This window comes from Streptomyces sp. NPDC088246 (assembly GCF_044741025.1).
Classification (GTDB): Bacteria; Actinomycetota; Actinomycetes; order Streptomycetales; family Streptomycetaceae; genus Streptomyces.
This window is the reverse complement of record NZ_JBIURV010000020.1, coordinates 133410-155849: the sequence shown is the minus strand read 5'-3', so window position 1 is coordinate 155849 and position 22440 is coordinate 133410. Positions and strand designations below refer to the sequence as shown.

General features: G+C 70.7%; 25 protein-coding genes. 11 read left to right on the top strand and 14 right to left on the bottom strand.

Annotated features, from left to right (window positions below):
* Positions 1–12: 12 nt before the first annotated feature.
* The 3 genes from ACIPEK_RS26540 to ACIPEK_RS26530 all read right to left on the bottom strand — a co-directional run bounded on the left by ACIPEK_RS26540 (position 13) and on the right by ACIPEK_RS26530 (position 1921).
* Complete coding sequence (locus ACIPEK_RS26540) at positions 13–681, bottom strand: peptidase (RefSeq protein WP_402000667.1); 669 nt, start codon at positions 679–681, stop codon at positions 13–15.
* A 157-nt stretch (positions 682–838) separates the two neighbouring features.
* The gene (locus tag ACIPEK_RS26535; protein ID WP_402000664.1) at positions 839–1360 is read right to left on the bottom strand and encodes an ATP-binding protein; all 522 of its coding nucleotides are present in this window, start codon (positions 1358–1360) and stop codon (positions 839–841) included.
* A gap of 192 nt (positions 1361–1552) precedes the next feature.
* The gene (locus tag ACIPEK_RS26530; RefSeq protein ID WP_093898739.1) at positions 1553–1921 is read right to left on the bottom strand and encodes an STAS domain-containing protein; all 369 of its coding nucleotides are present in this window, start codon (positions 1919–1921) and stop codon (positions 1553–1555) included.
* 283 nt (positions 1922–2204) lie between these two features.
* On the opposite strand from ACIPEK_RS26530, the gene ACIPEK_RS26525 reads away from it, so the two are divergent.
* Positions 2205–3173 (top strand): RNA polymerase sigma factor SigF, encoded by a 969-nt coding sequence (locus tag ACIPEK_RS26525; RefSeq protein ID WP_402000742.1) that lies wholly within the window; start codon positions 2205–2207, stop codon positions 3171–3173.
* 205 nt (positions 3174–3378) lie between these two features.
* Here ACIPEK_RS26525 and ACIPEK_RS26520 read toward each other — a convergent pair whose 3' ends face one another.
* On the bottom strand, positions 3379–3516 hold the full coding sequence (locus tag ACIPEK_RS26520) for a hypothetical protein (protein WP_402000661.1): 138 nt from the start codon (positions 3514–3516) through the stop codon (positions 3379–3381).
* Positions 3517–3843: 327 nt separating this feature from the next.
* Between ACIPEK_RS26520 and ACIPEK_RS26515 the strand changes: the two genes are divergently transcribed.
* Positions 3844–4185, top strand: coding sequence for a hypothetical protein (locus tag ACIPEK_RS26515; RefSeq protein WP_402000658.1), 342 nt, complete (start codon positions 3844–3846; stop codon positions 4183–4185).
* A 12-nt stretch (positions 4186–4197) separates the two neighbouring features.
* The gene (locus tag ACIPEK_RS26510; protein ID WP_402000655.1) at positions 4198–4527 is read left to right on the top strand and encodes a hypothetical protein; all 330 of its coding nucleotides are present in this window, start codon (positions 4198–4200) and stop codon (positions 4525–4527) included.
* A gap of 88 nt (positions 4528–4615) precedes the next feature.
* On the opposite strand, the gene hutI is transcribed toward ACIPEK_RS26510, so the two are convergent.
* From hutI to hutU, 4 genes are all read right to left on the bottom strand, one after another.
* Positions 4616–5788, bottom strand: coding sequence for an imidazolonepropionase (hutI, locus tag ACIPEK_RS26505; RefSeq protein ID WP_402000652.1), 1173 nt, complete (start codon positions 5786–5788; stop codon positions 4616–4618).
* A gap of 119 nt (positions 5789–5907) precedes the next feature.
* Positions 5908–7293 (bottom strand): formimidoylglutamate deiminase, encoded by a 1386-nt coding sequence (locus ACIPEK_RS26500; protein WP_402000649.1) that lies wholly within the window; start codon positions 7291–7293, stop codon positions 5908–5910.
* Positions 7284–8492, bottom strand: coding sequence for an allantoate amidohydrolase (locus ACIPEK_RS26495; protein ID WP_402000739.1), 1209 nt, complete (start codon positions 8490–8492; stop codon positions 7284–7286). The genes ACIPEK_RS26500 and ACIPEK_RS26495 overlap by 10 nt, the downstream gene beginning before the upstream one ends.
* Before the next feature lie 74 nt (positions 8493–8566).
* The gene (gene hutU / locus ACIPEK_RS26490; protein ID WP_402000646.1) at positions 8567–10225 is read right to left on the bottom strand and encodes a urocanate hydratase; all 1659 of its coding nucleotides are present in this window, start codon (positions 10223–10225) and stop codon (positions 8567–8569) included.
* Positions 10226–10485: 260 nt separating this feature from the next.
* Between hutU and ACIPEK_RS26485 the strand changes: the two genes are divergently transcribed.
* From ACIPEK_RS26485 to ACIPEK_RS26470, 4 genes are all read left to right on the top strand, one after another.
* The gene (locus tag ACIPEK_RS26485; protein WP_402000643.1) at positions 10486–10908 is read left to right on the top strand and encodes a hypothetical protein; all 423 of its coding nucleotides are present in this window, start codon (positions 10486–10488) and stop codon (positions 10906–10908) included.
* Complete coding sequence (locus ACIPEK_RS26480) at positions 10905–11681, top strand: transcriptional regulator (RefSeq protein WP_402000640.1); 777 nt, start codon at positions 10905–10907, stop codon at positions 11679–11681. Before ACIPEK_RS26485 ends, ACIPEK_RS26480 begins: the two co-directional genes overlap by 4 nt.
* 38 nt (positions 11682–11719) lie before the next feature.
* A complete protein-coding gene (locus ACIPEK_RS26475; protein WP_383068063.1) occupies positions 11720–12184 on the top strand; it encodes a roadblock/LC7 domain-containing protein in 465 nt (154 codons plus the stop codon).
* Positions 12185–12254: 70 nt separating this feature from the next.
* Entirely contained in the window at positions 12255–12629 is a 375-nt protein-coding gene (locus ACIPEK_RS26470) for a hypothetical protein (RefSeq protein WP_402000637.1), read from the top strand.
* A 10-nt stretch (positions 12630–12639) separates the two neighbouring features.
* Here the strand turns inward: ACIPEK_RS26470 and ACIPEK_RS26465 are convergent, their stop codons facing one another.
* The 4 genes from ACIPEK_RS26465 to ACIPEK_RS26450 all read right to left on the bottom strand — a co-directional run bounded on the left by ACIPEK_RS26465 (position 12640) and on the right by ACIPEK_RS26450 (position 15512).
* Positions 12640–13206 (bottom strand): hypothetical protein, encoded by a 567-nt coding sequence (locus ACIPEK_RS26465; protein WP_402000634.1) that lies wholly within the window; start codon positions 13204–13206, stop codon positions 12640–12642.
* Positions 13207–13347: 141 nt separating this feature from the next.
* Positions 13348–14199, bottom strand: coding sequence for a MurR/RpiR family transcriptional regulator (locus ACIPEK_RS26460; RefSeq protein ID WP_402000631.1), 852 nt, complete (start codon positions 14197–14199; stop codon positions 13348–13350).
* 115 nt (positions 14200–14314) lie between these two features.
* Positions 14315–15001, bottom strand: coding sequence for a hypothetical protein (locus ACIPEK_RS26455; protein WP_402000628.1), 687 nt, complete (start codon positions 14999–15001; stop codon positions 14315–14317).
* The gene (locus ACIPEK_RS26450; RefSeq protein WP_402000625.1) at positions 14994–15512 is read right to left on the bottom strand and encodes a SigE family RNA polymerase sigma factor; all 519 of its coding nucleotides are present in this window, start codon (positions 15510–15512) and stop codon (positions 14994–14996) included. The genes ACIPEK_RS26455 and ACIPEK_RS26450 overlap by 8 nt, the downstream gene beginning before the upstream one ends.
* 194 nt (positions 15513–15706) lie before the next feature.
* Here ACIPEK_RS26450 and ACIPEK_RS26445 point away from each other — a divergent pair, with 194 nt between their 5' ends.
* A complete protein-coding gene (locus tag ACIPEK_RS26445; protein ID WP_402000622.1) occupies positions 15707–16126 on the top strand; it encodes a hypothetical protein in 420 nt (139 codons plus the stop codon).
* 33 nt (positions 16127–16159) lie between these two features.
* On the opposite strand, the gene ACIPEK_RS26440 is transcribed toward ACIPEK_RS26445, so the two are convergent.
* Positions 16160–16921, bottom strand: coding sequence for an SDR family oxidoreductase (locus ACIPEK_RS26440; RefSeq protein ID WP_402000619.1), 762 nt, complete (start codon positions 16919–16921; stop codon positions 16160–16162).
* A gap of 148 nt (positions 16922–17069) precedes the next feature.
* Between ACIPEK_RS26440 and ACIPEK_RS26435 the strand changes: the two genes are divergently transcribed.
* On the top strand, positions 17070–17903 hold the full coding sequence (locus ACIPEK_RS26435; protein WP_402000616.1) for a helix-turn-helix transcriptional regulator: 834 nt from the start codon (positions 17070–17072) through the stop codon (positions 17901–17903).
* A gap of 376 nt (positions 17904–18279) precedes the next feature.
* Here the strand turns inward: ACIPEK_RS26435 and ACIPEK_RS26430 are convergent, their stop codons facing one another.
* Complete coding sequence (locus ACIPEK_RS26430; protein ID WP_383068077.1) at positions 18280–19686, bottom strand: cystathionine beta-synthase; 1407 nt, start codon at positions 19684–19686, stop codon at positions 18280–18282.
* 155 nt (positions 19687–19841) lie between these two features.
* Between ACIPEK_RS26430 and ACIPEK_RS26425 the strand changes: the two genes are divergently transcribed.
* Entirely contained in the window at positions 19842–20972 is a 1131-nt protein-coding gene (locus ACIPEK_RS26425) for an SGNH/GDSL hydrolase family protein (protein ID WP_402000736.1), read from the top strand.
* A 130-nt stretch (positions 20973–21102) separates the two neighbouring features.
* Positions 21103–22323 (top strand): acetyl-CoA C-acetyltransferase, encoded by a 1221-nt coding sequence (locus tag ACIPEK_RS26420; RefSeq protein ID WP_402000613.1) that lies wholly within the window; start codon positions 21103–21105, stop codon positions 22321–22323.
* Positions 22324–22440: the final 117 nt, after the last annotated feature.

Here is a 22440-nt window from a genome sequence, read left to right as displayed (position 1 = left end):
GGAGGAAACGCCCTATCGGCGCACGGCCCCCTGCCCGCGCCTGGTCAGCCAGAGCACCCCGGCCGCACCGGTCAGCAGCACCGTGCCACCGAGCGTGCCGAGCGCCACGGCCGAGTCGAGCGGACCGGTCTTCGGCAACTGCCCGCCGTTGTCCTGGGTGCTCTGCGCGTTGCCCGCGGCCGTCACATCGAGCCGCAGCGACGGCCCCGGGTTGTTGGAGGGGGTGCAGGTCGTGGTCGTACCCAGCGCCTTGATGGTCAGCACACCGGCGGTGAAGTCGGCCTTGCCGCTCTTCTTGGGGGTGTACGTACCCGACAGGTCACTGATCCTGATGGGGGTGTTGGCGGGGATGGCGGCGGAGTTCGGCGCACCGGAGACCTGGACCTGACCCGAGTCCGCGCCCCCCACCTTGATGACCGCGCTGGGGCTCATCGCACCCTTGCCCAGTTCGACGGGGCTGGACGAGACGCCCTTCTGGAAGGACATCGTGAGCTTGTAGCCTCCGCCGCTCTTGACGCTCTTGATGTCGATGGGAGACACGGCGCTCTTGTCCCCGATCGGGGTCTTGCACTGGTAGTCGACGTCCACGACCGTGGCGTGGGCGGCGGGCGCGGCCATCAGCACCACCGTGCCCGCCAGCGCGGACGCCAGCGCGAGAGCTGTTCGCTTCTGGTAGGACACCTTGAGTTCCCCTCACCACTTAACTGACGGCACATCAGATCGGGCGCTCAAGGTACGCCTGGGGCCTTGTGGAGGGAAGACAAAGAGCGCGCCGATCCGGCGCGCTCTTCAAAGGTGCAAATGCAGGGCCATGCGCCCCCACGTACCGAATCAGCGACTACGCGGGGGCGGCCAGCTCCGCCCAGACGGTTTTTCCTGCTCGGCCCGCCACCCGCAGGACGCCCCAGTCCAGGCAGAGCCGCTGCACGATGAACATGCCGTGCCCGCCGGGCCGGCCGGCCCGGTGCGGGGTGCGCGGTGCGGGCTGTCCCGCACCCCCGTCGACGACCTCCACCCGCAGCACCTTCGCCGTGCAGGCGATACGCAGTTCCTCGGGACCGTCCGCGTGCAGACAGGCGTTGGTGACCAGCTCGGAGACGACCAGCAGGACGTCCTCGGCGGCCGCCCGTCCGTCGGCGCTCGTCGCAGGGAGCCAGCCCCAGTCGTGAAGCGCCTGGCGGGCGAAGTCGCGGGCCGTCGGCACGATGCCGCCGACTCCCCGCAGCGACAACGTGCGCCACTGCCGCTCCACCGCCTCGGAGGAGGCCGCGCCGGCGTCCGCGTCCGCGCGTGCGCCCACGCCTGCGCCCTCCGGCTCGCGGCCGCGGTCGCCCGGCGGATGCTGCCGGGTGGTGCTCATCAGCGCTTCACCTCACCGATTCACCATGTCGCCATTGATCAGTTACAAATACAGATACAGAGTGCGCGGGCCGCCCACGACTCCGCCGGGTGTCTCCTGCCCGGCCGAATCGCGACAACACCCACTTCGTCTACGCGGATCGCGTGACACGGGCAACACATGAGGCACCCGGGGCCGCGAAAGGCGCCGCGATCATGTGTCCAGGGCCGCTTCCAGGGAGTCGTGGACGGTGAAGACCGCCTCGGCCCCGGTGATCTCGAAGACCCGCGCCACCACCGGCAGCATTCCGGCCAAATGGACCCCTCCCCCGGCCGCCTCTGCCTTGAGGCGGGCACCGAGCAGCACATTGAGCCCGGTGGAATCACAGAATTCGAGTCGCGAGCAGTCGACCACCAGGCGTACTCGCCCTTGCTCGACCGCGCTCTCCAGGGGTTCCCGCAGCAGATCCGCCGTGTGGTGATCCAGCTCACCCACCGGCGTCACGACCTCGCTGCGCCCCTCGGTACGGGCCTCGACCTGAAGCCGACCCCGGTTCGCACTGCCGACCGTCCCGCGGTCCATGCCCGTCCCTCTTCGCCGTCGTCACTGCTTGCGTCTCAGCGTGCGCAGATTCGTTGTAGCCGTCGCTGACGTTCTTGAAACAGTACGCGTTCCGTACGCCACGCGACACCCGAAGACCCCAACATATCGGACATATAGCCTCAATTAGAGCTTGTAACTGCCCGTCCGAACCGGGTAAGGGTAGGGGGACACCCAAAACACGGCCGGCTTTGGAGGCGCCGCTTCACCGCAGGAAACACGTATGGGCATCGGCAGCCATATGCCGAGAACGATGGAGGCGATCATGTCACCCCGGCTCGACGGACCGCGTACCCACGACGCGACGTCAGCATGTCCTCAGGGACTGACCCACTCAGACTCCCCTGCCGCGAACGCCGGAGACGGCACGCGTAGCAGCACCAGCAGCACCGCCGTCGACAGCGTCGACAACTACGGCGTCACCGACGGTCTCGAAGGACTTCCCGAGATCCCGCCCTACGACGAAGTGGGGCCGCTGGACGCCAGGGCCCTGTCGAAGACGCTCTTCGCGCGGCTCGAATCCCTCGAAGAGGGCACCCACGAGTACTCGTACGTCCGCAATACGCTCGTCGAACTGAACCTGGCCCTGGTCAAGTTCGCCGCCTCCCGGTTCCGCTCCCGCAGCGAACCGATGGAGGACATCATCCAGGTCGGCACCATCGGCCTGATCAAGGCGATCGACCGCTTCGAGCTCAGCCGGGGTGTGGAGTTCCCGACGTTCGCGATGCCGACCATCGTCGGCGAGATCAAGCGCTTCTTCCGCGACACCAGTTGGTCCGTGCGCGTCCCGCGCCGACTGCAGGAGTTGCGGCTCGACCTGGCCAAGGCGGGCGACGAGCTCGCCCAGCAGCTGGATCGTTCACCCACCGTGGGCGAGCTCGCCGACCGCCTCGGCATCACCAACGACGAGGTCGTCGAGGGGATGGCCGCGAGCAACGCGTACACCGCGAGTTCGCTGGACGCCAAGCCCGAGGAGGACGACCACGAGGGCGCGCTGGCGGACCGCATCGGCTACGAGGACCACGGACTCGAAGGCATCGAGTACGTCGAGTCCCTGAAGCCACTGATCGCCTCGCTGCCGGGCCGGGACCGCACGATCCTCTCGCTCCGGTTCGTCGCCAATATGACGCAGTCGGAGATCGGTGAGGAGCTGGGCATCTCGCAGATGCACGTGTCCCGGCTGCTCTCCCGCACGCTGGTCAGACTCCGCAAGGGACTGACCCTGGAGGAGTGAACGGGCTTACCGTACGCCGGACTTGTGGAAGGGCCCGCCCCCACGGCTGATGCCGGGGGCGGGCCCTTCCGCATGCCCGGCAAAGCCGCACCACCACCTACGGCGGCGAGCACTGCGCCAACGGCTGGTCCGCCCCGGTCCGTTTCACCGTCGACACCGCCTGGAAGCCGACCGCCGCCGAGAACACGCTGGGGCCGGCCAACACCTACTCCGACGCGGCCGACATCACCGCGGCCACCTCGTCGGACTCCACGTACGCCTCCATCGCGGTGACCGAGGACAACGTCATCTCCGTCCCCTGGGACGGCAAGAACAACTCCATCGACGTCAAGAACTCCCTCATGCCCAACCAGCTCTCCATTCCGGAGGCCGGTTCCAAGGGCACCCAGGTCGGAGGCAACGTCGTCTACAACTCCACCGGGCCCGTCGACACCGTGGTCCAGCCCACCGCTGACGGTGGCTCGCGCACGCTGAACATCCTGAAGAGCAGCGCGGCCCCCAAGACCTACGAGACCAGCTTCCAGATCCCCGCGGGCATGAGCGCGGTCACGCACGACGACGGCTCCGTCTCCCTGTACTCGGCGGGCGACGACAACGCCGAGAAGGCACCCGCGAAGGAAGCCGCCGCCTTCTTCGACGCCCCCGGGCCAAGGGCGCCAACGGCAAGGACGTGCCCACCGCCTACAAGGTCGTCGGCAACAAGATCGTCCAGGAAGTCGAGTTCTCCTCGGCCAGCGCCTTCCCCATCGTGATCGACCCCGGGTTCCGGTCGACCACGTGGAAGATCACCAAGTGCGCGGCGGCCATCGCCGGCGTCATCGCCACCTTGACGCCGGTAGGCTCCTCGGCACGTGTGCTGACCGCCATCCGGCTGGTGAAGCGGATCGGCGTCAAGAAGACGGTGAACCTCATCCGCACCTACACCAAGCGCCGGAAGATGACCTCGACACACCGCAAGGCCATCGCAGCGCTCCTCGGCATCTCCGCCATCCAGAATGCCTGCAAGTTCTAGGAGTCGTGCACAATGTTCGCGCTGATAGCGCTGCTGGCGCAGCTCGCGCTCATCTTCGTCCACCGGTCGAGGAACAAACTCCGCTCCAGGCCCAGCCCGTGCGCGCTCTACACCTGCCTGTGCCTGGTGGGCATCGCGGTCGGCTGGCTGGCCATCGGCCGCCCGGAAATCACCTGGAGCGACGGTCCTCTCGTCCTCCTCAGCGGTCTGCTGATCACGGTCGAAGCGGCAGACGCGGCAGTCAAGCTCGGCGCGCCCCGCTGGGCGGACAAGGCACTCTGCCTTCTGTGCGGAGCCGCGGCGGCGACGTGGATGGCGCCGGGGTGGATCCCCTGGGCCTAGAACCGCGTCGGGCCCTGTTCGCCCTGCTGTGACATGACGCGCCGCCCGGCACCGTGCCGGGCGGCGCGTTCGCGTCGTGCTGTGCGGGTCAGACGACGCGTTCGCCGCGCTGCCAGACCGCGTGGACCAGCGGCACGCCCGGCCGGTAGGCCAGGTGGACATGGCTGGGTGCGTCGAGCAGAACCAGGTCGGCGCGGGCGCCGGGGGCGATGCGGCCGATGTCCGTACGGCGCAGGGCCGCGGCGCCGCCCGCGGTGGCGGACCAGAGGGCCTCGTCCGGGGTCATCCCCATGTCGCGTACGGCGAGGGCGATGCAGAAGGGCATGGAGGACGTGAACGACGAGCCCGGGTTGCAGTCGGTGGAGAGCGCGACGGTGGCGCCCGCGTCGAGCAGGCGGCGGGCATCCGGCCAGGCGGCGCGGGTGGAGAACTCGGCGCCGGGGAGCAGGGTGGCGACGGTGGTGCCCTGGGCCAGGGCGTCGACGTCGGCGTCGGTGAGGTGGGTGCAGTGGTCGGCGGAGGCGGCGCCGAGTTCCACGGCGAGCTGGACGCCGGGGCCGTGGCCGAGCTGGTTGGCGTGGACGCGGGGGTGCAGGCCCTTCGCGATGCCCGCGGTCAGGATCGCGCGGGCCTGGTCGCCGTCGAAGGCGCCCTTCTCGCAGAAGACGTCGACCCAACGGGCGTACGGGGCACAGGCGTCGAGCATCGGCCCGGTGACCAGGTCGACGTAGCCGGCCGGGTCGTCGGCGTAGTCCGGGGAGACGATGTGGGCGCCGAGGTAGGTGACCTCTTCGGTGTGCTGGGCGGCGATGCGCAGGGCGCGGGCCTCGTCCTCGACGGTGAGGCCGTAGCCGGACTTGGTCTCGAAGGTGGTGGTGCCCTGGCGCAGGCCCTCGGCGAGGTATCGGGCGACGTTGGCAGAGAGTTCGTCGTCGGTGGCGGCGCGGGTGGCGGCGACCGTGGTCCTGATGCCGCCCGCGCTGTAGGCGCGGCCGGACATCCGGGCGTTGAACTCCTCGGTGCGGTCGCCCGCGAACAGGAGGTGGGAGTGGGAGTCGACGAAGCCGGGGATCGCCGCCCGGCCGCCCGCGTCGACGGCGTTGTCAGTGGCGGGTGCTTTGCTCGACTCACCGGTCCAGACGACCCGGTCGCCCTCGATGACGACGGCCGCGTCCCGGATCAGGCCCAGGGGGGAATCCGCGCGGAGGGAGGGGTCGTTGGTGACCAGACTGGCGATGTTGGTGATGGCGGTCGTCGTCATCGGGAGACTGCTCTCCTTGTGTATCGGCTTGCGGGGCGGCCCGTCGGTGGGCCTGCGGGGCGCCGGTCGGGGCGCCCCGCACGGCGGTCTCCGGATCGGCGGTCTCCGGGTCGGTGCGCTCAGCGGTGCAGTGCACCGATGGCCGAGGCGAGTGCCGCGGGGACGTCCTCGACCAGCGTGTGCTGACCGTCACGGACGATGTGCCGGCCTGCCACGACCGTGTGCCGCACATCAGCTGCGGAGGCGGCGAATACGGCTGTTTCGGCAGCGAGCCGGGGCACCGGCCCCGCAGTTCTGACGGAGTCCAGGGCAACGGTCACCAGATCGGCGGGTGCACCGGGTTCGATGATGCCCGCCCGGGGCCGGCCGAGCGCGGCATGTCCGTCGACGGTCGCGGCGCGCAGCAGGGCGGCCGCCGTCCAGTGACCGCGCGCCCGGGTGCGCAGCCGCTCGTTGAGCTCCATGGCCCGGGCCTCTTCGAAGAGGTCGATCACGGCATGGCTGTCGCTGCCGAGGGAGAGCGGCGAGCCGGCGCGCTGGAGGGCGACGGCCGGACCGATTCCGTCGGCGAGGTCGCGTTCCGTGGTGGGGCACATGCAGGTGCCGGTCGCCGAGGAGCCGAGGAGCGTGATGTCCTCGCCGGTGAGGTGGGTGTTGTGGATGCCGGTGGTGCGCGGGCCGAGGACCCCGTGGTCGGCGAGGAGCCGGGTGGGCGTGCAGCCGTGGGCGGCGAGGCAGGCGTCGTTCTCCGCGGTCTGTTCGGAGAGGTGGACATGGAGCGGGGCCTGCCGCTCCTCGGCCCAGGCGGCCACGGTGGCGAGCTGTGCGGCGGGGACGGCGCGTACGGAGTGGATGGCCGCGCCGATCAGGGCGTGGTCGCCGCCCTTGAGGAGGGAGGCGCGTTCGGCCCAGGCGTCCGCGGTGGTGTCGGAGAAGCGCAGCTGGTGCTGGTCGGGCTCCTGGTACTGGGTGGGACGCCGGCCGAATCCGGCGGAGAGATAGGCGGTGTCCAGCAGCGTGATCCGGATACCGGCCTCGCCCGCCGCCGCGATCAGCGCCTCGCCCATCGCGTTCGGGTTGCTGTACGGGGTGCCGCCCGGAGCGTGGTGCAGATAGTGGAATTCGCCGACCGCGGTGATACCGGCCAGGGCCATTTCGGCATACACGGCACGGGCGAGGTCGTAGTACGAATCGGGGGTGAGCCGGGAGGCGATCTGGTACATGGTCTCGCGCCACGTCCAGAAGGTGCCGGAGCCGACCTGGACGGTGGAGCGCAGGGCGCGGTGGAAGGCGTGCGAGTGGGTGTTGGCGAGCCCGGGAAGGGTGAGCCCGCGCAGCACGGTGGCGCCCGGCGGCGGGGTGGCGACGCCGGTGCGGACGCCCGCGACGATCCCGCCGGACACGTCCAGGGCGACGCCCGGCTCGACATGGGTGCCGAGCCAGGCGTGGGACAACCAGTACGTCACGGTGACGGGCGTGCCCGTCGGTTCCGTTGTCAGCTGCACGCGAGACCTTCCAGTACATCGGCGAGAGCGATCACCCCGGCCACGCAGTCGTCCTCGGCTGCGTGCTCGGCCGGCGAGTGCGAGATCCCGGTGGGGTTCCGCACGAACAGCATGGCGGTAGGAACTGAAGCGGACAAAATACCCGCGTCGTGTCCGGCGCCGGTACCGAGGACGGGTACGGCGCGATCGGCGTCGCCCCGGCCCGTCAGGATCTTGCCGAGCTCGTCACGCAGGGCGTGCTCGAACTCCACTACGGGCGTGAAGGACTCCCGTACGACGTCGAGGTCGATCCCGGCCCGCTCGGCGTGTTCCCGGGCGGCCCGCTCGATGCCGCCGACCACGGCGTCGAGGCAGTCCTGGTCGGCGGCGCGGGAGTCGAGCCAGCCGCGGACGAGGGAGGGGATGGCGTTGACACCGTTCGGCTCGACACTGATCTTGCCGAAGGTGGCGACGGCTCCGGCGAGCTCCGCCTCGCGGCGGGCGGCCAGCACGGTCTCGGCGTACGTGAGCATCGGGTCGCGCCGGTCGGCCAGCCGGGTGGTGCCCGCGTGGTTGGCCTCGCCCCGGAAGTCGAACCTCCAGCGCCCGTGCGGCCAGATCGCGGAAGCGATGCCGACCGGGTCACCGGTGAGGTCGAGGGCGCGCCCCTGCTCGACATGGAGTTCGACGAACGCACCGATTCGGGCGAGCCGTTCCGGGTCGGGGCCGATGGCGTCGGGATCGTATCCGGCCGCCTCCATGGCCTGCGGCAGGGTGATGCCGTCACCGTCGCGGAGCAGGTGTGCCGCCTCGACGGTCAGCTGTCCGGCGGCGAGCCGGGAGCCCACACAGGCGAGCCCGAAGCGGGCCCCCTCCTCGTCACCGAAGTTACTGATGGCCAGCGGCCGGGTGAACTCCGCGCCCCTGCGGCGAAGTTCGTCGAGCGCGGCGAAGGAGGAGACCACACCGAGCGGCCCGTCGAAGGCGCCGCCGTCCGGTACGGAGTCGAGATGCGATCCGGTGACCACGGCGTCCCCCGCGAGGGGGTCACCGAGCCAGGCCCACTGATTGCCGTTCCGGTCGACCTCGTAGGTGAGCCCGCGCGCCTCGGCCTGCGCCCGGAACCAGGCACGGCAGTCGGCATCGGCCCCGGTCCAGGCGTAGCGGCGGTAGCCCCCGCTGTCCTGATGCCGGCCGACCGGCAGGAGTTCGCGCCACATGGCCTGGAACGACGGTGCGCCGTCCCCGGCCCCGTCCCTTTCCCGGGTCACCGCCCCACCGCCGTCCTCCCGGGTCACTGCCCCTCCGTCATCGGTACGCGCACGCCCTTGTCCGCGGCGACGGACTCCGCGATGTCGTACCCGGCGTCGACGTGCCGGATGACGCCCATGCCCGGGTCGTTGGTGAGCACCCGGCGGATCTTCTCGCCCGCCAGCTTCGTGCCGTCGGCGACGGTCACCTGCCCGGCATGGATGGAGCGTCCCATCCCGACGCCGCCGCCGTGGTGGATGGAGACCCAGGAGGCCCCCGACGCCACATTGACCATGGCGTTCAGCAGCGGCCAGTCGGCGATCGCGTCGGACCCGTCGAGCATGGCCTCGGTCTCCCGGTAGGGGGAGGCCACGGAGCCGCAGTCCAGGTGGTCGCGCCCGATGGCCAGCGGAGCGGCCAGCTCGCCGGAGGCCACCATGTCGTTGAACCGCTCGCCGGCCCGGTCGCGCTCGCCGTAACCCAGCCAGCAGATCCGGGCGGGCAGCCCCTGGAAGTGGACGCGTTCACCGGCCATCTTGATCCAGCGGTGCAGGGACTCGTTCTCCGGGAAGAGTTCGAGCATCGCCTTGTCGGTCTTGTGGATGTCGGACGCCTCACCGGAGAGCGCCGCCCAGCGGAAGGGGCCCTTGCCCTCGCAGAAGAGCGGCCGGATATAGGCGGGAACGAAGCCCGGGAAGTCGAAGGCCCGTGCATACCCGGCAAGTTGAGCCTCGCCACGGATCGAGTTGCCGTAGTCGAAGACCTCGGCCCCGGCGTCCATGAAGCCGACCATCGCCTCGACGTGCTTGGCCATCGCCTCGCGCGCCCGCTGCGTGAAGTCGGCGGGCTTCTCGGCGGCGTACGAGGCCATGTCGTCGAAGTCGACGCCGATCGGGAGGTACGCGAGCGGGTCGTGCGCGCTGGTCTGGTCGGTGACGATGTCGATCGGTGCGCCCTCGGCGAGCATCCGCGGCAGCAGCTCCGCCGCGTTGCCCAGCAGGCCGATGGAGAGCGGCTTGCGGGCGTCCCGGGCCTCGGTGGCCAGCTGGAGCGCGTGCTCCAGGGAGTCGGCGCGCACGTCCAGGTAGCGATGCTCGATCCGGCGCTCGATGGCGCGCGGGTCGCAGTCGATACAGATCGCGACACCGTCGTTCATGGTCACGGCGAGCGGCTGGGCGCCGCCCATGCCGCCGAGTCCGGCGGTCAGGGTGATGGTGCCGGCCAGCGTCCCGTTGAACTTCTTCGCCGCGACGGCGGCGAACGTCTCGTACGTGCCCTGCAGGATGCCCTGCGTACCGATGTAGATCCACGATCCGGCGGTCATCTGGCCGTACATGGTGAGCCCGAGCGCCTCCAGGCGACGGAACTCCTCCCAGTTCGCCCAGTCGCCCACCAGGTTGGAGTTGGCGATCAGTACACGCGGCGCCCACTCGTGCGTCTGCATGACGCCGACCGGACGCCCGGACTGGACGAGCATGGTCTCGTCCTGCTTGAGCGTCCGCAGCGTGCGCACCATCGCGTCGAACGAGCGCCAGTCGCGGGCCGCCTTGCCGGTGCCGCCGTAGACGACGAGCTTGTCGGGGTGCTCGGCGACCTCGGGGTCGAGGTTGTTCTGCAGCATGCGCAGGGCGGCCTCCTGCTGCCATCCCAGGGCGCTCAGTTCCGTACCGCGCGGTGCCCGTACGGGGCGGGGTCCTGACATGGCGATGCCTCCTCGCAACTTGTAAATCTTCTATTCACATCCTGATGGCCTGAATACTCGTAGTCAACAGTCCCGCGCCAACAGCTGGACGAACAGCACCCGGCCGCCCCGCGCACAGGGCGCCCCGGCGCACCTCCAGCGCGCGCTTCGAAGATCTCTTACGCATGTACCTATGGAAAATGCCAGAACCTCCACCTGGGGCGAGCACGTTGCGTAGCCTCTGGGTCACAGCCGTACGCCACGTCGGGAGGGGAGTGCGCGTGCCCGGAATCGACGAGTGCCTGCTCGAGGTCATGAGGCTGCCCGGTGCCCGCGGCGCCGCGGTGGTCGACTGGACGAGCGGCCTCGCCCTCGGCACCATCGGCGAATCGCCCAACGGCGATCACGAGGCCACCGCCGCGGAGACGGCCGAGGTCGCGAGGATGGCGGCCGAGCAGCCGGTCTTCGCACTGGGGGCCACCGGACCGTCAACCGCTTTACCGGAAAAGGCCGTTGCGGGAGCGCCGCCGCCGGTGGAGGACGTCATCGTCACCACCCGCGCCGGGTACCACATCCTCCGTTTCGTCGAGACGGCCTTCGACAGCAGCGTCTTCGTCCATCTGTGGCTCGACCGCGCGGAGGGCAACCTGGCCCTCGCCCGGATACGGCTGGGCGAGACGGCCGAGCGGCTGGTCCTTGCATGAGAACCGCCCCCGCCCCGGTCACGGCCCTCTCGCCCATGCTGCAGCGCCTCGCCGACGAACGCGCCACCGGCGCCCTGATGCGCGACCGCGGCACCCTCTATCTCGCCGAGGGCCAGGTGGTGCACGCCGAGAGCCCGGCGACACCCGGTATAGACGTCCTGCTCACCACGGGCGGCGCCCTGCACCGCGACGGCTGGTGGGAGGCGGTCGCCAGGGCGGGCGCCGGGCAGCGGGTCGGCCGCTATCTGGTGGACAGCGGGCGGGTGCCGGGCGGGGCGCTGGAGCTGTGCCACCTCGGCGCGCTGTACGACGCGGCGTTCTTCGCGCTCGCCCCCACCCGGACCCCGGCCCGCTTCCGCTACGGGGTCTCCCATTGGATCGGCCCCGTCCGCCCCGTCCCCGTCGATGCCGTGCAGCGCGAGACGCTCAGGCGCCGGGAGCTGCTGGAGCGGATCTGGCCCGACGCGGTGACCGACAGCGCACCGCTCGTACGGACGGCCCGCCCCGTCGACGCACCCGTTCCGCCGGGCCGGCGCCGCGTGCTCGATCTCGTGGACGGGGTGCGTACCGCATCGGACATCGCCCAGAAGCTGGGCAGGCCGGCATTCCACGTACTGGTCGGTCTGCGACGCCTGGCCGCGGCAGGGCTGGTCGAAGCGGTACGGGAGCCGCCGGCCGCGACCGCCCCCGGCCGGGCCGCACTTCCCGAGGTCACGGCCGATCCCGACGTCGCCCTGCTGCGCCGGCTCCGAGACGCATTGGAGGCCCTGTGATACGCGCGCTCAGACAGCGTGCCGGGAGGAGACAGCTGATGGTGCCCGAGGCCGAAGTACAGGATGTCCTGGCCGAGCTCCAGCGGTTACGGGCCCGGGTCCCGCTCCTCTCCGGCGCCCTGGCGGCCAGCACCGACGGTCTCGTCCTGGCCCATGACACCCCGGGCGTGGAGGCGGAGGGCGTCGCCGCACTGACCGCGGCCGCGCTCGGCGTCGCGATCCGGATGGCGGACGCGACCGGCCGGGGCGGCTTCCGTGAACTTCTCGTACGGGGCGAGAGCGGCTACATCGCGACGTACGCCGCAGGCTCCTCGGCCGTCCTCACGCTGCTGGCCGAGGACCGGATCAACGTCGGCAGGCTCCATCTGGAGGGCCGCCGGGCGGGCACCCGTATCGGCGAACTGGTCGACACCGCACTGGAACGCGCCGCACAGCCGGCGCCCCCGGCCCGCGCCCCCGAGCAGCGTCCCGCACAGCCCGGACCGCTGCCTCACCGCACGTAACACCACCTGCCCCCGAAACAACCCACGGATCCGGTCGTCCCGGCCGGCCAGGAAAGGAAATCGAGCACTCATGGCGAACACCGAAGCGTCACTGAAGGAAGCGATGACGTCCATCGAGGGCACCCTCGGTGTCGCCCTCGTCGACTACACCAGCGGAATGGCGCTGGGCACCCTCGGCGGCGGCAAGGACTTCAACCTGGAGGTCGCGGCCGCGGGCAACACCGATGTCGTACGCGCCAAGCTCCGCACGATGGAGCACCTCGGCCTCCAGGACGAGATCGAGGACATCCTGATCACACTCGGCGGCCAGTACCACCTGATCCGGCTGCTCAAGGCCCGCGGCAGCAACGGCCTCTTCCTGTACCTGGTGCTGGACAAGGGCCGCGCCAACCTGGCCATGGCCCGCCACCAGCTGAAGCGGATCGAGGCCGAGCTGGAGGTCTGACCCGGCGGCCTCAGCGCCGACGCCGCGCCCCGCCGGGCGCGGCGTCACCCGCCATCGGCCCGGTCGTCCGATACCCCTTCACCTGCTTGCCCGCGGGCCGTCCGCGCTCCACCCAGTCGGTCCGCACCCAGTACAGGGTGTCGTCCCGGCGCTCGCGCTGCCCGATCCTGACGGCCTTGATCCAGAGCCCGGCCCCCGCGCCCGCAAGCACCATCCCGCCGGCCCCGGGCAACAGGAACGCGCTCGCCACCGCTACGAGGAACGCCCCGAGCAGCCACCACCGGTGCCCGCGTCGCCAGTTGCGTACGGTCACGGCCCGGTCCTGGAGAAAGTCGGACCGTCCGGCGCGGGTGGCGCCCCTGGCCAGTTCCGCGTACCTCCGGCCGCGTACGAGCGCCACCACGGCCGCGGTGACCAGGAACAGCGCTGCTCCGGCCAGCAGTCCGATCCGGCGTCCGGTGAGCCCCGGCACCAGTGCGCCGATCGCCGCGGCAAGCAGCCCCGGCCACCACAACAATGCGGCTCCGGCCCGTACGATCACGGCCACCCTCGCCAACGACTGCGCTCCGCGCCCCACGTCCGTACCCCTCTCCGCAGCTCCTTCTGATCCTTCTGGGCCGGGAGATTAATAGCCGTAAATGAGCGGTGTCTGAGAATCGCCGAGGTCGGTGGGGCCGCCCTCAGTACGTGATCCCCATCGGGCCGTCGCCGCCACCCGTCACTCGACGAACAGCCCCCGCGCCACCGCTCGCGCGTCGAACTCCTCCAGCCGCGCCTGCGCGTCGGGCAGGTCGTCGCACATCGCCTCCAGCAGCACCCGCCCCAGCAGCATCGGCGCACACGCGGTGTCGAAGGCGAGCCCGGTGCCGACGGCTGCCGGGATCAGCAGGTCACTGTGCTTGGCCACCGGAGCGAACGGCGAATCGGCGACCGACACCACGGTCAGCCCCTGTTCCTGCGCATACGCGAGGGCGTCCACGACCTCCTTCGGATGCCGGGGCAGCGCGAAACAGATCAGCGCCGTGGCGCCCGCCCGCCGCGCGGCGTCGATCCGGTCGTGCAGCATGCTGCCACCCTCGTCGAGCACCCGGACATCGGGATGGACCTTGGCCGCGAAGTACCCGAACCCGCGCGCCTGGGAGGAGGCGGCCCGCAGTCCGAGCACGGGGAGCGGCCGGGAGGCGGCGAGCAGTCGCCCCGCCCGCTCGACGGGGCCGGGGTCGGCGAGCAGCTCGGCGAGGTGCTGCAGATTCTCGATCTCGCCGAGGACAGCCTGCTGGTATTCGTTGTACGCACGTTCACCCGCCCCCTCACCCGGCTCGGCGGGCCCCGGCGCGACATCCCGCAGATACCTTCGCAGCGCCGGATAGCCGTCGAATCCGAGGGCGACGGCGAACCGGGTGACGGATGGCTGACTGACCCCGGCCAGCTCGGCCAGCTCGACGCTCGACAGGAACGGCACCTCGGCGGCCCTGCGCACCATGGAGTGCGCGATGCGCCGTTGCGTCGGTGTGAGCCGGCGCCCCTCGAAGAGCTGCTGCAACCGCGCGGCCGGGCTGCTCCCGCTCATGCTGTCCCCTCGGTAGATCCGTCGCACCGCGATCCGGCGCCGACGAATCCATTCAGCCAGCAAGGCGTCTGCATGTCCATATGCAGCAGGAGCGCGGGACCGGACGCCCCTGCGCTCAGGATGTGCGCACGCCGTCCAGGACCTCGGTGACCGAGACCCAGGAATTCCAGCGCCGCGTGAACACCCACAGCGTGCGGCCGCCCTCCACGGTGCCGGACCAGGTGCTGCTCCCGTCCTCCGCCTTCCCCGAGCTCTGCGACACCGGCCGCAGACCGCATGACGCCAGCACGTCGCCCATGTGCCGCAACTGCTCCCGGGCCGTGGCCGCGTCGTCGTACTCGACGATGCAGTGCTGGGCCACGGCCTTGTCCCTGCCCCTGTACTGCCGGCTGTAGCTGATCCGGTCGACCGCGCCCGGCTGGGCCGACGTACCCGGGCAGGCTCCGTCGAGACCCACCTGCGGCAGGGACTCGTCCTGCGGATCGGCGTCGGTGGGCAGGCCCTCGTCCGCCTTCCAGTGCCACTTCTCGTAGAAGGGCAGCTCGTCCGCCCGCGGTGTCTGGATCAGGCCGTCCTTGCGGAACGGGTTGTCCGGCGCAGTGGCGACCGTGCCACGCCTCCCCTGCCCGTCCGTCCCGTCCGGCAGCACGGCCCAGGCTCCGGCCACCAGCAGTACGGCGGTGCACAGCGCCGCTGTCGCGGCCCTGCGGCGCGCACGGCGCCGCTGCCCCTTCGCCCGGATCTCCTCGGCGGCGGGCAGCCTCACCACGACGCCGTCCAGCAGTTCCTCGACCTCAGACATGACGAACGCTCCCCACTCGCTCGGTGGTGACAACGGTGTCGGCGAGTCGCTCGCCGAGGATCTTGCGGGCCCGGTGGAGCCGGGTCCGTACTGCGCCGTTCGACACTCCCGCCTCGCGCGCCACCTCTTCCACCGGGAGATCCAGCAGATGGTGCAGGACCACGACCTGACGCTGCTCGGCGCTCAGCTCGCCTAGCGCGCCGACCAACGCCACCCGGTCCACGGAGAGGCCGGGCAGTTCCTCGGGCGGCCCGTGCCGGAAGTGCGCCCGCACCCGGTTGCGCGCCCTGCGCCACGTACTGATCGCCAGCCGAATGGCCACCGTCCGAACCCAGGGCAGCGGATCGCCATCGCGTGCCAGCCGGTCCCATCGCTGCCAGGCCCGCACATATGCCTCCTGCACCGCGTCCTCCGCCTCCGCCAGATCGCCGGTCACGGCGTAGACCGTGGCGACCAGGCGCTTGGCCGTCGCCGTGTAGAACGCGTCGAAATCCTCGGACCCCATCGGCATCGTCCCCCGTCCATCCATCGCACCCAAGAAACACTCTTGCCATGAACACGCTCCGGCCGTGCCGGATGTTACGGACGACTTTCGACGGAGGTCGCGCGGCCGTCACGGACACCGCCACCGGCTCCACCGGGGCCGGCGAAAGAGGGGGGATAGCCCCACTGCCCCGGGCACCCCCGATTCGTACGGTAAAGGGCATGGATACCCGTGACCGTGAGCTCAAGAGCGAGCTCGATGCCACCCTGCATGCCCGTAGTGAGCTGGGTTTGGATTACGAGTCCGCGCTCGTCGAGTCGTTCCTGGAGAAGGTCGAGCAGCGTCTCGACACCACGCTCGACCGCCGTGTCCGGCGCCATCTCGCCGAGCAGCAGGTGAGCGTCGCCAGGGGTGCGCGCCCGCCGCAGCCCATGGGGAACTTCGGCGAGCGCTACGGCTTCGGGATCATCTCGCTGATCCTGGCCATTCCGCTGTCGGCGATCGGCGCCGCGGCCGCCCATACCGGGGGCCTGGTCGTCGCCTGGCTCGGGATCGTCGCCGTCAATGCCGTGCACGCCGCCCGCAGCCGGCCCTGGTTCCGGCACCGTTCCGGGCGCACTGAGTCCGACTGGGAGGACTGAGAGCCGCGGGCCGGGCCCCGAGGACACGGGGCGCTACGCCTGGCGGGTGGGCAGCACGATCAGCTGGCGCAGGTTGATGTGGCGTGCCCGGCTGGTGGCGTAGGCCACGAGATCGGCGATCTCGTGGCTCGACAGTGCCCCGATCGCGTCGAACATGCCGTCGAGCTGCCCACTCAGCTCGGCGTTGTCGATGTGGCCGCCCAGTTCCGTGTCGGTGAGACCCGGTTCGATGTTCGTGACGCGGACGTCGCGCGGTCCGAACTCCGTGCGCAGCGACGACGAGAGGTAGGTGAGCGCGGCCTTCGTCGCCCCGTACACCGCGTAGTTGGGGAACGCGACGTGCGCGCCGATGGACGAGATGTTCACCAGGTCCGCGGTGCGGCCGTCGGCGGCCGCCGCCACCAGGTCGGATGTGAAGGCCCGGATGATCCGAAGGGCGCCCGTCACATTGGTGTCGATCATCCGCTGCCACTCGTCCGTCCGGCCCTCGTCCACCGGGTTCGGCAGCATCACACCGGCCGCGTTGACCACCAGGTCCACCTGCCCGAACGTGCTGTGCACCCGTTCGGCCGCGGCCTCCACGGACGCCTGGTCGGTGACATCGGCGGTGACGGCGAGCGCCTCACCGCCCTCCGCCTTGATCGTGGCGGCCAGCTCCTCCAGCCGCTCCGCTCGCCGGGCCAGCAGTGCGACCCTGACTCCCTGGGCGGCGAGCAGCCGGGCGGTCGCGGCGCCCATTCCGCTGGCGGCTCCGGTGATGACGGCGGTGCGGCCCGCGAGGGTCCCGTACGACATGTCCGTACTCCTTGCGCTCTCAGGACCGGGGCGTTTCCCCGGCCCTGGTCCCACTCTGCGCGGCTGCCGCCCGGCTACCCAGGGATGCGTTGTTCCTGGGTCTGCCAGTACCAGGTTCGGCGCCCGCGCTTCTTCTACGATCGGTGTCATGGACGGCGACCTCGGTGATTTCCTCCGCTCACGGCGGGCCCGCATCCAGCCCGAGGACGTGGGGCTGAACGCGTACGGCGGACGACGGCGGGTTCCCGGACTCCGGCGCGAGGAGGTCGCGCAGCTCGCGGGAGTGAGCGTCGACTACTACATCCGGCTGGAACAGGGGCGCGGCCCGAGCGTCTCGAACGCCGTGCTCGACGCGATCGCCCGGGTGCTCCAGCTGGACGAGACGGAGCACACGTATCTGCGTACGGTGGCACGCCCGGGGCCGCGCGCCTCGACCCCGCCCGCCACCCAGCGGGTCCGCCCCGGTCTGCGCCTGCTGCTGGACACGCTCGGCGGGGCCCCGGCGTTCATCCTGGGCCGCCGGATGGACGTACTGGCGTGGAACGCGCTGGGGGACGCGGTCGTCGGCTACTCGCGGATGCCCCCGGCAGAGCTGAACATCCCGCGGCAGGTCTTCCTCGACCCGACGACGCGCGAGCTCTATCCGGAGTGGGCCGCGGTGGCGGCGGAGACGGTCGCCCATCTGCGACTGGACGCTGGGCTGCACCCCAATGACAAGCAACTGGCCACGCTGGTGGGCGAGTTGTCCATGAAGAGCGAGGACTTCCGCCGACTGTGGGCGGATCACCAGGTGAAGGCGAAGACCTACGGCGTCAAGCGCATCGACCACCCGGTCGCGGGCGAGCTGACCCTCCCGTACGAGACGCTCGGCGTGCCCGGCGACTCCGGCCAGTCCCTGGTGGTCTACACCCCGGAGCCCGGCAGCGAGACCGCGGAACGCATCGCGCTGCTGGCGAGCTGGGCGGCCGCACCGGCCGGGTGAGGCGCCGCCGGGGGCACGAACGGCGCCCCGGCGGTCCAGGCACTTGCCCGTCGCACGGTTCTGCGCACATGACCGTCGCACACGTCCGCGCAGATGGCCGTCGCACATGGATGTATCGCGGGGACCGCCGCACCCCCGGTTTCCCAGGGGGCGGGACGACGGCGGTCCCCGCGAGGGACACGGTCCGGGTCAGGGCCGGTCACCGCGTCCTGGCGACGGTGGAGGTCCGGGAGCCGCTCCGTAATCCGTGTCGCCGTACGGGGTGTCGGCGGGTTTCCCTGCCGACACCCATCAATCTGCCGGACTCGTGTTAAGCCGGTGCTGCGCGTACGTGTCGCGCTCGTACCGTTTTCGCGAAGCCCGGCCTCCGAGCCGGCTACGGCTTGCCGGCCGACGCGTCCTTGGCCAGGAACGCCAGCAGGTCCTGCCTGCTGACCACACCCTTCGGCTTGCCCTCCACCAGCACGATCGCCGCGTCCGCCGCGTTCGTGCCGCCGAGCACCGCCATCAGGTCCGCGACCGGTTCGCCGGAACCGACCTGGGGCAGCGGCGGCGACATGTGCTTCTCCAGCGGGTCGGAGAGCGAGGCGCGCTGCGCGAACAGCGCGTTCAGCAGCTCCCGCTCCACCACCGAACCGATGACCTCTGCGGCCATCACGTCCGGGTGGCCCGCGCCCGGCTTCACGATCGGCATCTGCGAGACGCCGTACTCGCGCAGGACGTCGATCGCCTCGCCGACGGTCTCCTCGGGGTGCATGTGGACGAGCGTCGGGATCGGGCCGTCCTTGTGGTCGAGTACGTCCCCGACGCGTGCGGACGTTCCGGTGTCCTCCAGGAAGCCGTAGTCGGCCATCCACTCGTCGTTGAAGATCTTGCTCAGGTAGCCGCGGCCGCTGTCGGGCAGCAGGACGACGACCACGTCGTCCGGGCCCAGTCGCTTCGCGACCTCCAGCGCCGCGACGACCGCCATGCCGCAGGAGCCGCCGACCAGCAGGCCCTCCTCCTTGGCGAGGCGACGGGTCATCTGGAAGGAGTCCTTGTCGGACACGGCGACGATCTCGTCCGTGACCGTACGGTCGTACGCGCTCGGCCAGAAGTCCTCGCCGACGCCCTCGACGAGGTAGGGACGTCCGGAACCGCCGGAGTAGACCGACCCCTCCGGGTCCGCACCGACGACCTCGACCGAGCCGCCGCTGATCTCCTTCAGATAGCGGCCGGTGCCGCTGATCGTGCCACCGGTGCCGACACCCGCGACGAAATGGGTGATCTTCCCGTCCGTCTGCTCCCACAGCTCCGGACCGGTGGTCTCGTAGTGCGAGCGCGGGTTGTTCGGGTTGGAGTACTGGTCGGGCTTCCAGGCTCCCGGTGTCTCGCGGACCAGCCGGTCCGAGACGTTGTAGTACGAGTCGGGGTGCTCGGGGTCAACGGCCGTCGGGCAGACGACGACCTCGGCACCGTAGGCGCGCAGCACATTGATCTTGTCCGTGGACACCTTGTCCGGGCAGACGAAGATGCACTTGTATCCCTTCTGCTGGGCGACGATCGCCAGGCCGACGCCCGTGTTGCCGCTGGTCGGCTCGACGATCGTGCCACCGGGCTGCAGCTCGCCGCTCTGTTCGGCGGCCTCGATCATGCGCAGGGCGATGCGGTCCTTGACCGAACCGCCGGGATTGAAGTACTCGACCTTGGCCAGGACCGTCGCCTGGATGCCGGCCGTCACACTGCGCAGCCTCACCAGCGGGGTATTGCCTACGAGACTGATCATCGAATCGTGGAATTGCACCGTGTACTCCGGGGTCTCCGAGATGGTGCGGCAAGCGTATGCGTACGGGCACGGGATTGGGCGAAGCGATTGAGCGACGGTCACTGCGGGGCAGTTAGCTGTATGTACGGCGGTACAGCAACGAGGAGGTGGACCGGACTGTGTCGAGGGCAAGGGTGGCACGGCGGATCGCAGCGGGCGCGGCCTACGGCGGCGGCAGCATCGGGCTGCTCGGCGCGGCGGCGGCAGGCGTACTGCTGGCGGAGGTCCAGCTGGCGAAACGGCAGGTGGGCGGCGGTATCGCACCGGTTCCGCCGAGCGCGGACGGGCGGTACGGGGTGGCGTTCGCCGGCCCTGCGGACCCATTGCGGCTGGGGTTGCTCGGTGATTCGACGGCGGCCGGGCAGGGGGTGCGCCGGGCCGGGCAGACACCGGGCGCGCTGCTCGCATCGGGGCTCGCGGCGGTGTCCGAGCGGCCGGTGGATCTGCGCAATGTGGCGCAGCCGGGCGCCCGGTCGGACGATCTGGAGCGGCAGGTCTCGCTGCTGCTCGCCGACCCGTCCCGTACGCCCGACGTGTGCGTGATCATGATCGGGGCGAACGATGTGACGCATCGGATGCCCGCCACCCAGTCGGTGCGCTGTCTGACCACCGCCGTGCGCAGGCTGCGTACGGCGGGTGCGGAGGTGGTGGTGGGCACGTGCCCGGATCTCGGCACGATCGAGCCGGTCTACCAGCCGCTGCGCTGGATGGCCCGGCGGGTGAGCCGGCAGCTGGCGGCGGCCCAGACGATCGGATCGGTGGAGCAGGGCGGACGGACGGTGTCGCTGGGCGACCTGCTGGGGCCGGAGTTCGAGGCGAATCCGCGGGAGCTGTTCGGTCCGGACAACTACCACCCGTCGGCGGAGGGGTACGCCACGGCGGCGATGGCGGTCCTGCCCACGCTCTGTGCGGTGCTGGGACTGTGGCCGGAGTCCGACCGTCTGGACGGGGCCCGGCGCGAGGACATGCTGCCGGTGGCCAAGGCGGCCTCCCAGGCGGCCAGGGAGGCCGGTACGGAGGTCACGGGGGCGCGGGCGCCCTGGGCGCTCCTCAAGCACCGCAGGCGGCGGCGTCTGCCCGCGGCCACGGAGCCCCATCCGCACCCGGAGGTACATGGAGAGGCACCCCCGAAGACGCACGGGGAACCACAGGGGGACTCGCACGGGGAACCACAGGGGGACTCGCACGAGGAGGCACACGAGGACGCACACAAGGAGCCGTATGGAGAGTCGCACGGGGAGTCGCACAACCTGCCCGCCAATTGATCGACTGAGCGGTCGCTTAGAAAAGAGGTCGGCGTCACATGCGCTGCCCGGTGACCCAGCAGCTACGTACAGGTAACTTCCAAGTCAGCACCTGCCAGAACCCGCCTTCCAGCCCTCATGGAGCCGCGTGATGCCCGAAGCCGTGATCGTCTCTGCTGCCCGTTCCCCCATCGGCCGGGCCTTCAAGGGTTCGCTGAAGGACCTGCGCGCGGACGACCTGACCGCCACGATCATCCGGACCGCGCTGGCCAAGGTGCCCGAGCTGGACCCGGAGGACATCGACGACCTGATGCTCGGCTGCGGCCTCCCCGGCGGCGAGCAGGGCAACAACCTGGGCCGCATCATCGCCGTACAGATGGGGATGGACCACCTTCCCGGCTGCACGGTCACCCGCTACTGCTCGTCCTCCCTCCAGACCAGCCGGATGGCGCTGCACGCCATCAAGGCCGGTGAGGGCGACGTCTTCATCTCGGCCGGTGTCGAGATGGTGTCCCGCTTCGCGAAGGGCAACTCCGACAGCCTCCCGGACACGCACAACCCGCTGTTCGCCGACGCCGAGGCCCGCACCGCGGCCCGCGCCGAGCGGGGCGGCGACGACTGGCACGACCCGCGGGAGGACGGCCTGGTCCCGGACGCGTACATCGCGATGGGGCAGACCGCGGAGAACCTGGCCCGGCTCAAGGGCGTCACCCGCCAGGACATGGACGAGTTCGGCGTCCGCTCGCAGAACCTCGCCGAGGAAGCCATCAAGAACGGCTTCTGGGAGCGCGAGATCACCCCGGTCACCACCCCGGACGGCACGGTCGTCTCGAAGGACGACGGCCCGCGCGCGGGCGTCACCCTGGAGGGCGTGCAGGGCCTGAAGCCGGTCTTCCGCCCCGACGGCCTGGTCACCGCGGGCAACTGCTGCCCGCTCAACGACGGCGCCGCCGCGCTCGTGATCATGTCCGACACCAAGGCGCGCGAGCTGGGCCTGACCCCGCTGGCCCGGATCGTCTCGACCGGTGTCTCCGGCCTCTCCCCCGAGATCATGGGATACGGACCGGTGGAGGCCAGCAAGCAGGCGCTGACGCGCGCCGGGCTGACCATCGGCGACATCGACCTGGCCGAGATCAACGAGGCGTTCGCCGCCCAGGTGATCCCCTCCTACCGCGACCTCGGCCTGCCGCTGGAGAAGGTCAACGTCAACGGCGGCGCCATCGCCGTCGGCCACCCCTTCGGCATGACCGGCGCCCGGATCACCGGCACGCTGATCAACAGCCTGCAGTTCCACGACAAGCAGTTCGGTCTGGAAACCATGTGCGTGGGCGGCGGCCAGGGCATGGCGATGGTCATCGAGCGGCTGAGCTGAGCTGCAGCGGAGGGTAGGGGGCGCCTGAGGTACGAAGGCGGCACCTGCCCGCAGCGCAAGCGAAGCGAACGCGACCACAAAACCGAGCGGCTGAGCTGAGCTGCAGCGGAGGGTAGG

Excerpts from the sequence above, each read along its gene's own strand:
- ACIPEK_RS26535 (WP_402000664.1), bottom strand. The coding sequence starts at position 1,360 with ATGAGCACCACCCGGCAGCATCCGCCGGGCGACCGCGGCCGCGAGCCG.
- ACIPEK_RS26530 (WP_093898739.1), bottom strand. The coding sequence starts at position 1,921 with ATGGACCGCGGGACGGTCGGCAGTGCGAACCGGGGTCGGCTTCAGGTC.
- ACIPEK_RS26525 (WP_402000742.1), top strand. The coding sequence starts at position 2,205 with ATGTCACCCCGGCTCGACGGACCGCGTACCCACGACGCGACGTCAGCA.
- ACIPEK_RS26520 (WP_402000661.1), bottom strand. The coding sequence starts at position 3,516 with ATGAGGGAGTTCTTGACGTCGATGGAGTTGTTCTTGCCGTCCCAGGGG.
- ACIPEK_RS26510 (WP_402000655.1), top strand. The coding sequence starts at position 4,198 with ATGTTCGCGCTGATAGCGCTGCTGGCGCAGCTCGCGCTCATCTTCGTC.
- hutI (WP_402000652.1), bottom strand. The coding sequence starts at position 5,788 with ATGACGACGACCGCCATCACCAACATCGCCAGTCTGGTCACCAACGAC.
- ACIPEK_RS26495 (WP_402000739.1), bottom strand. The coding sequence starts at position 8,492 with ATGTGGCGCGAACTCCTGCCGGTCGGCCGGCATCAGGACAGCGGGGGC.
- hutU (WP_402000646.1), bottom strand. The coding sequence starts at position 10,225 with ATGTCAGGACCCCGCCCCGTACGGGCACCGCGCGGTACGGAACTGAGC.
- ACIPEK_RS26480 (WP_402000640.1), top strand. The coding sequence starts at position 10,905 with ATGAGAACCGCCCCCGCCCCGGTCACGGCCCTCTCGCCCATGCTGCAG.
- ACIPEK_RS26475 (WP_383068063.1), top strand. The coding sequence starts at position 11,720 with ATGGTGCCCGAGGCCGAAGTACAGGATGTCCTGGCCGAGCTCCAGCGG.
- ACIPEK_RS26470 (WP_402000637.1), top strand. The coding sequence starts at position 12,255 with ATGGCGAACACCGAAGCGTCACTGAAGGAAGCGATGACGTCCATCGAG.
- ACIPEK_RS26460 (WP_402000631.1), bottom strand. The coding sequence starts at position 14,199 with ATGAGCGGGAGCAGCCCGGCCGCGCGGTTGCAGCAGCTCTTCGAGGGG.
- ACIPEK_RS26455 (WP_402000628.1), bottom strand. The coding sequence starts at position 15,001 with ATGTCTGAGGTCGAGGAACTGCTGGACGGCGTCGTGGTGAGGCTGCCC.
- ACIPEK_RS26450 (WP_402000625.1), bottom strand. The coding sequence starts at position 15,512 with ATGCCGATGGGGTCCGAGGATTTCGACGCGTTCTACACGGCGACGGCC.
- ACIPEK_RS26445 (WP_402000622.1), top strand. The coding sequence starts at position 15,707 with ATGGATACCCGTGACCGTGAGCTCAAGAGCGAGCTCGATGCCACCCTG.
- ACIPEK_RS26440 (WP_402000619.1), bottom strand. The coding sequence starts at position 16,921 with ATGTCGTACGGGACCCTCGCGGGCCGCACCGCCGTCATCACCGGAGCC.
- ACIPEK_RS26435 (WP_402000616.1), top strand. The coding sequence starts at position 17,070 with ATGGACGGCGACCTCGGTGATTTCCTCCGCTCACGGCGGGCCCGCATC.
- ACIPEK_RS26420 (WP_402000613.1), top strand. The coding sequence starts at position 21,103 with ATGCCCGAAGCCGTGATCGTCTCTGCTGCCCGTTCCCCCATCGGCCGG.